The organism is Mesorhizobium sp. M7A.F.Ca.ET.027.03.2.1, from assembly GCF_003999175.1.
Classification (GTDB): Bacteria; Pseudomonadota; Alphaproteobacteria; order Rhizobiales; family Rhizobiaceae; genus Mesorhizobium.
The window spans coordinates 1-9,179 of sequence record NZ_RZOM01000117.1; the positions used below are offsets into that span (position 1 = coordinate 1).

General features: G+C 59.6%; 10 protein-coding genes. 1 reads left to right on the forward strand and 9 read right to left on the reverse strand.

The genetic code is table 11. From position 1 onward, the window contains the following. Positions 1-332 precede the first annotated feature (332 nt). From EN750_RS07865 to EN750_RS07900, 9 genes are all read right to left on the reverse strand, one after another. Positions 333-914, reverse strand: a complete 582-nt coding sequence (locus EN750_RS07865) for an alpha/beta fold hydrolase (RefSeq protein ID WP_287152319.1) — start codon at positions 912-914, stop codon at positions 333-335. 396 nt (positions 915-1,310) lie between these two features. Then, the gene (locus EN750_RS07870; RefSeq protein ID WP_024505235.1) at positions 1,311-1,610 is read right to left on the reverse strand and encodes a ferredoxin family protein; all 300 of its coding nucleotides are present in this window, start codon (positions 1,608-1,610) and stop codon (positions 1,311-1,313) included. 12 nt (positions 1,611-1,622) lie between these two features. Beyond that, positions 1,623-2,927: an FAD-binding protein gene (locus EN750_RS07875; protein ID WP_126080604.1), complete on the reverse strand. Its 1,305-nt coding sequence runs from the start codon at positions 2,925-2,927 to the stop codon at positions 1,623-1,625. 10 nt (positions 2,928-2,937) lie between these two features. Further along, complete coding sequence (locus tag EN750_RS07880) at positions 2,938-4,047, reverse strand: electron transfer flavoprotein subunit alpha/FixB family protein (RefSeq protein WP_126063815.1); 1,110 nt, start codon at positions 4,045-4,047, stop codon at positions 2,938-2,940. A 16-nt stretch (positions 4,048-4,063) separates the two neighbouring features. Continuing rightward, complete coding sequence (locus EN750_RS07885) at positions 4,064-4,915, reverse strand: electron transfer flavoprotein subunit beta/FixA family protein (protein WP_126063816.1); 852 nt, start codon at positions 4,913-4,915, stop codon at positions 4,064-4,066. Positions 4,916-5,103: 188 nt separating this feature from the next. Further along, positions 5,104-5,481: a nitrogenase stabilizing/protective protein NifW gene (nifW, locus tag EN750_RS07890; RefSeq protein WP_024505239.1), complete on the reverse strand. Its 378-nt coding sequence runs from the start codon at positions 5,479-5,481 to the stop codon at positions 5,104-5,106. A gap of 180 nt (positions 5,482-5,661) precedes the next feature. Further along, on the reverse strand, positions 5,662-6,873 hold the full coding sequence (gene nifS / locus EN750_RS07895; RefSeq protein WP_126063817.1) for a cysteine desulfurase NifS: 1,212 nt from the start codon (positions 6,871-6,873) through the stop codon (positions 5,662-5,664). Between the two features lie 158 nt (positions 6,874-7,031). After that, the gene (locus EN750_RS39325; protein WP_165349961.1) at positions 7,032-7,202 is read right to left on the reverse strand and encodes a hypothetical protein; all 171 of its coding nucleotides are present in this window, start codon (positions 7,200-7,202) and stop codon (positions 7,032-7,034) included. A gap of 17 nt (positions 7,203-7,219) precedes the next feature. Next, entirely contained in the window at positions 7,220-7,540 is a 321-nt protein-coding gene (locus EN750_RS07900) for an iron-sulfur cluster assembly accessory protein (RefSeq protein WP_029356570.1), read from the reverse strand. Between the two features lie 586 nt (positions 7,541-8,126). On the opposite strand from EN750_RS07900, the gene EN750_RS07905 reads away from it, so the two are divergent. Beyond that, on the forward strand, positions 8,127-9,179 hold a 1,053-nt coding region (locus EN750_RS07905; RefSeq protein ID WP_127396095.1), incomplete at its 3' end, for a ChuX/HutX family heme-like substrate-binding protein.

Genomic DNA, 9,179 nt, shown 5'->3' on the forward strand with positions numbered 1-9,179 from the left:
GTCTGAACTTGAACTTACGATTGACCCTGAGCGGCAGCCTCGGCGTTTTCGAGGGTGATCAACGGCGCTGTTGGTCGGCGGCATTGGTCGATGGACGACAAGGCACGGAGTCATTCCGAGACCCTGGAGCCGACGCGGTGATCTCGGAGGTTGCCCGGCGCTACGGGCTGCGGCCGCGGCGGAACGCTCGCAAGCTTGCGACGTCGGCAGGACAGGCCACTCCCGCCTAGTGGTTTCGGTGGCGCCACCGGAACGACCCGTTGGGCCTATCCGTGCACCAGAGCTCAAGGCCACGGCCTGAGAATCGGCCGCCGCTCACCCTACTTGGTTCCTCAGCCGACTGCGCTAAGAAGGAGAGCAACTTCCGTCGGCGCGAGGATCATTGCGTCGTGGCCAGTGGCGAGTTCCTGCCACGCCCAGCCATCCTGCTTCGCGACCCATTCTCGCGCTCCCGCCATCGGCGGGTGGAGTGGATTAGTGCAGACGACATAGGTTCGGGGTCTGCCGTTGCCGAGCGGGTGCTCGAGCTTAAGTCCGCTTTCGTAGGTGCCTGCCGGATGCGGTGTTATCCGGCGCCGCACCCAGTCCGTGAGCGAGTGTCCCTCGGGAATGCCGAATGCTGTTGGCGGCGGAGTCGGCATGAAGATACCCCGTCCTTCCTCCGCAACCAATTTTCGACGGGCCGCGACGATGTCGGGGGGCATGGTGCTGAATACACTTTGACCGCTCTCGACGATGGCGCTGTCGAGATAAACGAGATGGCTGATATGGTCGGGTATCCGGTCGGCGGCGCCGGTGATGCTGATGCCGCCTAGACTGTGACCGACAAGGATCACATCGCTCAGCTCTTCCGTCACAATGTGGTTGACGATGTCGGTCACGAATGTGTCGGGCGTGATGTCCTTGCACAGCAAACGTGCGCGTTCGCCGACACCTGGTCGGCGTGGTCACGTGGCATCCCATCTTGCGAAGATTGGCAGCCACGTCCCGCCAACACCATCCGCCATGCCAGGCACCATGCACTAGCACATACGTCTTTGCCATGGGTTGTGCCGTTCCACTTGCTCACCGGCCGTTGTGGCTGCCATCCGGCACGATGGCCGGGCGTTGTCCCAAAGGGGCTCGACCACGTGACCGGTGGTAAGTCCGGCGCACAGGGCAGCGCCGTGGCCTGAGGACACCGCTAACGAGTCAAGGAAATTTGAATTGCGAAAGGCCAATATTCACTAGCTCTTTGCAAGTGGATGGAGAGGCTCATGGTGTGCCGCAGTTGCTCGCTGCCGGCATGCTCTTGGCACGGTCCCGGCTGATCATCCGAACTTGAACAGGACACCAAAGCCGCCGCGCGGATAGTTCCACTCGATGTCGCCGCCTTTCTCGCACAATATCCGGCAGGTGCCGCATTCCATGCAGCCGTCGGCGGTGATCTCGACTTGACCCTTGTCATTCAACTCATAGCATTTCGCCGGACAGACGTAGGTCAACGCAAGCAAGTTCGCGCTTGGCTTGTCGTGCGGTCGCACTATAATATGGGGGCGGCCGGAATCGACCAGATAGCGGTTCTGGTAAAGTTTGTCCTCGACACGAACCTTCGTCACTGCGATCGTCATCTTGTACCCTCTTCAGCGCCATGCCAATGCCAGGCGGACCGCGTCGCTGACCAACCCCCAGCGCGAGCGCGCGTTGATGAAGGCGGCCGTGGTGTTCTTTTCCTTCTCGATCTTCGGCGTGCCGTCGACACGCATGAAGTTCTGAGCGGCATGCGACATCAGCCGCGGATAGCTGTCAAAAAAGTTGCTGGAATTGGTGTGGAGCAAGGCTGGCATGTCCTTGTATTTCTTAAGATCCTTGATCACAAAGGAGTCATCCAGCATCGTCTTGTAGAGCGCAAGGTTCGCTTTGGTCATAGGACCGTTGCGGCTTTTGACTTTGATGATCGCCTCAGCCGCGACACGACCCGAGGTCATGGCAAGGTTCGAACCCTCACGGTGAATGGCATTGTTCAGTTGCGCTGCGTCGCCGACGATGACCCAACCGTCGCCGAAGAGCTGCGGAATGGCCTTGTAACCACCTTCGGGGATAAGATGGGCGGCATATTCTTTCACCTCCGAGCCAGCGATCAGCGGCCGGATCGAAGGATGGTTTTTCATCGCATCCAGGAGGGCGGACGGGCTCTCCATCGTCGCGGCGAAATCCGAGACCAGGCAGCCGATGCCGAGTGATATCGACTCCTTGTTGGTGTAAAGGAAGCCGAGCCCGGCCATGCTGCGAGAGATCGTGCCCACGGCCTCGATTACGCAGCCTTCATCGCCCTTGACCCCGAACCGCTGGCCAATGACCTCTTCGGGCAAGAAATGCATTTCCTTGACGGCAAGCGCCACGGTCTCCGGCTTCGGCATCTCGCGCAGGCCTGCGCGAGTGCCAAGCAATCCCGACACCCCTTCTGCGAGAACGACCACATTCGCGAAGACCACTCCGCCAGCCCGGTCTGTGCGGACGCCGATCACCTTGCCATTGCCATCACGGACGAGTTCCGTCGCGGTCGTCTCACACAGGACCGTCGCGCCAGCCTCGCGCACCTTGCGGGAAAACCATTTGTCGAACTGGGCGCGAATGATCGTGTAGCGGTTGGGTTTCGCCTCATTGAAGTCGTCCGACCGGTAATGAATTCCGGTGTGAGACGTGTCGTCCAACACCCAAAGTCGCTGTTCGACCAGGTGCCGCTCGAGGGGCGCATCATCCCGGAAGTCCGGGATGATCTTCTCCAGCATGTTCGCGTACATTATGGCACCCTGGACGTTCTTAGAGCCCGGATATTCCCCGCGCTCCAACTGCAGTACCTTCAGCCCCTGGCTTGCCAAAGTGTAAGCAGCTGCGTTTCCAGACATGCCGGCTCCGACCACTATGGCATCGAATTGTTCAATCATGTCCTCTCCCTCAACTCGCAAGCTTGTCTCGACTGTGCGGCGACAGCCGCCGGGTGAAGGCTTCCGTCAGTGCGGGCAGGAAGCGGATTGCATCCGTGACGATCCCGAGGTGGGCGAACTCGAAAATCGGCGCGTTCGGATCGGTGTTGATCGCGACGATGAGATCGGCCCCCTCGACCCCAACTCGGTGCTGGATGGCGCCGGAAATTCCGGCCGCGATGTAAAGCTTCGGTCGAATGGTCTTGCCAGTTTGTCCAATCTGTCGATCAGCCGGCATCCAGCCCTTCTGGACCAAGGGGCGCGAACAGCCATGCTCGGCGCCGATCGCTCGGGCAAGATTCTTCACAAGCTGAAGGTTCTCCGCCGCTCCGAGACCGAGGCCTCCCGCAACCACGACATCCGCATAGGCAAGATTTGCCATTGCCGACTGGTTATCCGGTAGGAAGCCGAGGACTTTGGTGACGATATCGTCCTCAACGAGCGACAGCTTGTGCCGCATGACACGCCCGACCGGCTTATCCACCCGTTGCGGCATAGGCATGACCCTTGGTCGCACCGTCGCCATTTGCGGCCGGTAATTTAGTGTATAGATCGTACACAACAATGAGCCACCAAAAGTCGGACGGGTCGCGGCGAGTGAACCGTCGGAATCTACATCAAGTTCGGTGCAGTCGGCCGTGAGCCCCGTCTGCAGGGTCGTCGCTACCGAGCCTGCAAGATCCCTGCCCAGTGTGGTCGCGCCGAGAAGGAGGATTTCGGGTTTATGGGTATTGACCAGATCCGTGAGCGCCTTGGCGAACGGCTCGTTCCGGTAGTCGGCGAGCGGCGGCGCATCGACGATGTAGACAAGATCCGCCCCGTAAGCGAAGGCCTCGGCAACAGCGTCCTCGACCATCTCGCCCGGCGGTCCCAGCACGACGCCCGCGAGCTGGACTTCAAGCTTGTCGGCCAATTTGCGGCCTTCGCCCAGCAGTTCGAATGATACAGGATGCACATTGCCGCGTTCGAGCTCGAGGAAGACCCACACGTGCCGGTAGTCTTTGAAATGGTCGGGAAGTTCTTTCTTTACACCGGCACGGCCGGGGGCAATGCGAGGGGTGGTTTGGCTTGCGGTCGACATTTTCTGCTCCTGGCCGTCACGTGCCGCTGTTGAAGGCCAGCTCATGTTCCAGCGCCGGCCGGCGGGTTAAGATATCGGCGATGAGTTCATCGGCTATGTCCTGCAAGCCCCTTTCCGCGGTGTCGATCTGCGCCGCCCTTTCTGCCCGTGCGGTGGGGGCGAAAACACGCTTGACGACTGTAGGCGAGCCACGCAGACCGCACCGGGTGAGATCGTCAATGCCGGCGTCGGCTGCAGTCCACTTCACGACTTGCCTGCGCGCCGCGCACAGAGCCTGCTGGAGCGAGCCCCGGCGGATTTCGTTGGTGTCTTCCAGCATGGTAATGAGGCAAGGGAGTCTGCTCTTCAGCAACTGGGTGCCGCCTTCGGCGCGACGCGCGACTTCGATCTCTCGCGTATCGAGATCGATGGAGGCAATCTTCGCGACATAGGTAAGTTGCGATAAATCTAGGCGCTTGGCTATGCCCGGTCCGACCTGGGCGGTATCGCCGTCAATCGTCTGCTTGCCGGTGAAGACGATGTCCGGCCTGCCGAAAGTCTCCCCAATTTTTGCGATTGCTTGCGAAAGAGCAAAGGAAGTCGCCAGCGTATCGGATCCGGCAAAATAGCGGTCCGTCAAGAGAACTGCTCGGTCAGCACCGTAACCGAGCGCCTTTCGCAGCGAGTCCTCCGCCATGGGCGGACCCATTGTGAGCACAGTAACCTCGCCACCATGAACGTCGCGCAGTTTGAGCGCTTCTTCGAGGGCGAACAGGTCGTAAGGATTGATGATGGTCGGAACACCCTGACGCATGATCGTGTTCGTCACCGGGTGCACGCGGATCTGTGCCGAATCCGGCACCTGCTTGATGCAGATTACGATATGCATTGGCGGTTTCTCTAAGCTCCCAGTCCGGATTCGTGCTTGGCGGTTCGCCTCATTGCCTGCATCGTTCATGCCAAGTCGTCTTCCTGCCTCTATTCCAGAAGGTGGCTTCGTTTGCTTCCGAGGAGGCGTCATGAGGACTGGATTTGTCGACTTCTCGACATTGTCGCGTCGCAGCCGTGTCGGGCTCATTACTTTCCGAACCGCTTCAGTGCAGAGTCGAGCGGGACGAAGGCGCGGCCAGGTGCGGGACATATGTTTGGATCGTGGTCCCTTAGCACCTTGAACACACGTTGCGTGAGCGGCGAGGAAGTCGCGAAATCTTCGTAGGCGCGTTCCAGCTTGGCGCGCACCCGCGCGGCGATTACCTGGTTAGGCAGACCGGAGAAATCTTCTTCGGCAAGGTATTGGCCCACGCGCTTCATGATATGGAGCCGCGAGACATTCATCACTTTCGGGTCGTAGGAGACGCCAAGGCAGGCGAAGAAGTCCTCCGCGGCCGACAGGCCCTTCAGTCGCGCTAGGATATCGGTGCGATCGATCGGGCGGCTATCAGCGGAGCAGTTCATTGTATTCTCCCGGCGCGTAATTGTGGTGTCGATGCATTGGTGACATTGCTGACGGCGTGCCGACCTCTGGCACGGCGGCTGGGCAAGAGACTTGGCGATCTCAAGCTTTTCTGAAGTGGTGAAGGCGACCCCGAGTTTGACTGCTCTCCATTGCGCAGGGTCGTCACGTTGAGGAAGACCTCACGGCTCGTCGGCTATTGTGCCGCTCGGACCCGGGCCGGAATGAAGCTGTTCTGCACCTCGCCCGCACAGTCCAGCACTGGGAACGGCCCGTAGCTTCTCGGTGATCGCAGGCAGGACCTCAAGCACGCGGTCTACGTCATCTTCGCCGTTGTCACGCGACAAGGAGAAGCGGACTGCCCCACATGCCGCGTTCATAGCGATCAGAACATGGCTCGGTTCCAGTGAGCCAGAGGCACAGGCGGACCCGGCGGAACAGGCGATTCCCAGCCGGCTCAGGACAATTGGAATTGCATCGCCTTCGATACCTTCGAATCCAATGTTTGCAGTGTTTGGCAATCGCTCTTGCGGATCGCCGTTGATGGATGTGTTTGGGATGCGCTGGATGATCCCGTTCTCAAGGCGGTCGCGCAACCATTTTATTCGTTTTGTCTCGTCCATGAATTTCAAGGCGAGTTCGGCCGCCATGCCCAGTCCGACTATGCCGGGTGTGTTTTCAGTGCCTGCACGCCGGTCGCGCTCTTGGTGCCCACCCTTGATCATGGAGGAGAAGCGCACGCCACGTCTTACATAAAGCGCGCCTATCCCCTTTGGACCATGCAGCTTGTGGGCGGAGAGCGACAGCATGTCGATCGCGGTCGATTTCAGCTCAATCGGAAGCCTTCCGACCGCCTGCACTGCATCAGTGTGGAAAAGCGCGCCGACTTCCCTGGCTAGATCGGCAAGCTTAACCACGGGAAAGATCGTACCGGTCTCATTGTTCGCCCACATTATCGAGACGATTGCCACTTGTGGAGTGAGAGCGGTTCTGTAGGCGTCCAGGTCGAGCCGGCCGTGGTGATCGACTGGGATAATGTGCACCTTGACGCCGCGCGTCTTTTCAAGGTGCGCGCACAACTTCAGAACGGCCGGATGTTCAACCGCGGAAGTCACTATTTCCGTTCGGTCGGGCATCACCTCCAGCGCCGAAAGGATGGCTGTACTGTCGCTTTCAGTCCCGCCCGAGGTGAAGATGATCTCGTCCTCGAATCCCGCGCCGATGAGGGCTTGCAACTGTTGCCTCGCCTTTCTCACGGCTTCAGCAACCGATGCGCCATAGGCGTGCATGGACGAATGATTGCCAAATTGCTCCGTAAAGAAAGGCAACATCGCTCCAACGACTGCAGGATCAACCCGCGTCGTTGCGTTGTTGTCGAGATAGACAGGGTTCATGGGAGTGATCCTTCAACTGCTGAAATGATTCAAGGGTAGGCGGGCCATTGAACCTCTGGCGCATATCGTATCTGGTAAGGTGGGCGGCCGGGCGAGCGATGGCTTGGCTGACCGGTCGCTGTCGACATTGCCCTTTGGTGGCGGCATCTGCCGGGAATTCAGCTGTTTCGGGCAATTTTGTTTGCTTGCCCACGGCAACGATCGATGATCGCGATTTGGCGCATCACCGAACGCAATTGTTCCGGGCCGACAGTGCGTGTCGGCCGGTTCCAGAGCGCCGGCGGTGCCGGTTCGACGCAGTATTCCTTGGCGTCGCTATAGTCGAACATAGCCTGTTCCCTCGCAATCATTTGCAGGACTTGCCGCAGCCGCACGTCTCACGCGCATTGGGGTTATCGAAAACAAAGCCGGATGTTTCGAGCCCAGTGACGAAGTCCACGGTCATGCCGGCTGCATGGGGTTGGGAGCCTCTATCCATGAACACCTTGAGCCCATCTCGCTCGATGATCGCATCGCCCTCACGTGAGACGCTCTCCAGGCCCATTGAGTATTGGAAGCCGGCGCAGCCGCCGGCATGGACCATGATGCGAAATCCTTCCGCCGGCTCGCTGGCGCGGTAAAGAGCGGCCTTGATGGCGGCAACAGCGTTGTCGGTGAGCGTAATCATGGCTCGATTTCTCCTCGGTCCGACGTTTTCGCGGATCATCTCGCATGGACCGTGCCAAAGGGAAGACGTGTCAAAAACCGTAGGACATCCCGACGTCTCTTATGCTCGATTGCTGGGGAGACGTCCGACAACCGACACTTACTGTCGGATTTGTCGCGTCCGCGTCACAGGAAGGGCGCCTGAGTTCGCGATGCACTCACGCGTAAAGCAATGAACAGAGCCAAAGATGTTCAGAGCTTGCCGCGGAGCAACTGGCACGATTTTTGTGAAGCCTTCGTTGCGGCGGCAAAATTGCCGGCCGATTCACCTTTGGGTTGCCCTCGCAATCGAAGAACGAAGGAGAGCAATATGATCCATCAGACCCGCCTTGAGTGGGAAAGCAGCACCGCCGGTGGTACCCGAATGCTCGATCGGCCGATTGGCGCCGACCACCCAACAATCGCTCTCTACCGGCGATTGGCCGCTGACCGCCCGGAGACAGGATTCGACTGGCATGTGCCTGACGATCGATCGCGTCCGCCGTGCACACCCCTGAGGCCCGTTTTTCGATCGATCGTCAAAAGAAGAACGGGGCAGGGGTAAAAACATGGATCAGCGCAAGAAGCGGTCGCCCAACGAAATCCGGCGTGCGTGGGAAGTCTGTCCGAACATTCCCGCGCGTGATTTCGCAGCCCAATTGGCCATTTCGGAAGCGGAACTGGTCGCGGCCCATTGCGGTTTCGGCGCGGCACGCATCGACCCGCGCGTCAATCACGTTCTGACGGGCCTCGAATTCGTGGGCGAAGTGACGGCGCTGACCCGCAATCAAGGTGCCGTGCACGAAAAGATTGGCGTCTTCAACAGAGTGATAACCGGCAACAATCACGCCATGGTCCTTGGTGACGAATTCGACCTTCGCGTCTTCCCGCAAGCTTGGAGGTATGGTTTCGCTGTTGAAAGGCGCCATCGCGGCGGAATCCAGCGCAGTTTGCAATTCTTCGACGCCACCGGCGCAGCAGTGCATAAGGTGCATCTCAGGCCGGTCTCCAACCTTCATGCCTATCGAAAGCTGGTGGCCGAGCTCGTATCCGCCAACCAGGAGCCGACCATGTCGCTTAAGGCGAGAGTAGCCGACCTGGGCGCGAGGACTGCGGACTGGGCCGGCACGGTGGACGACCTACGCGAGCACTGGAGCCGGCTGACTGACGTCAACCTTCTAAAGACGCTCAAGCTCAGCCGCTGCCAGGCTTTGCGCATGGTCGGCCAGGATTACGCTTGGCTGCTCGACAATGCCGCAGTTGGCGCCGTGCTCCAGCGTGCGGCCGAAGACGAATTGCCGATCATGTGCTTCGTCGGCAACCGAGGTTCTATCCAGACCCATTCCGGCTTAATCAAGTCGGTCAAGCAGATCGGGCCGTGCATCCATGTGCTGGACGAAACGTTCCGGCTGCATCTCAGGACCCACCAAATCCGTGAGGTTTGGGCCGTGCGCAAGCCGACCAATGACAGTCACGTCACCTCGCTCGAAGCATATGGGTCCGACGGCAAGATCATCATCCAGTTGTTCGGTGCGCGCAAGGAAGGCGAACGCGAGCGCGACGACTGGCGGGTTCTGGCGGAAAACCTGCCTCGTTTCCCCGACAGCTACATGAGAAAAGAC

Coding starts and splice junctions, on each gene's coding strand:
- nifS (WP_126063817.1), bottom strand. CDS start 6,873: ATGAACCCTGTCTATCTCGACAACAACGCAACGACGCGGGTTGATCCT.
- nifW (WP_024505239.1), bottom strand. CDS start 5,481: ATGAACTGCTCCGCTGATAGCCGCCCGATCGATCGCACCGATATCCTA.
- EN750_RS07875 (WP_126080604.1), bottom strand. CDS start 2,927: ATGATTGAACAATTCGATGCCATAGTGGTCGGAGCCGGCATGTCTGGA.
- EN750_RS07885 (WP_126063816.1), bottom strand. CDS start 4,915: ATGCATATCGTAATCTGCATCAAGCAGGTGCCGGATTCGGCACAGATC.
- EN750_RS39325 (WP_165349961.1), bottom strand. CDS start 7,202: ATGTTCGACTATAGCGACGCCAAGGAATACTGCGTCGAACCGGCACCG.
- EN750_RS07880 (WP_126063815.1), bottom strand. CDS start 4,047: ATGTCGACCGCAAGCCAAACCACCCCTCGCATTGCCCCCGGCCGTGCC.
- EN750_RS07900 (WP_029356570.1), bottom strand. CDS start 7,540: ATGATTACGCTCACCGACAACGCTGTTGCCGCCATCAAGGCCGCTCTT.
- EN750_RS07870 (WP_024505235.1), bottom strand. CDS start 1,610: ATGACGATCGCAGTGACGAAGGTTCGTGTCGAGGACAAACTTTACCAG.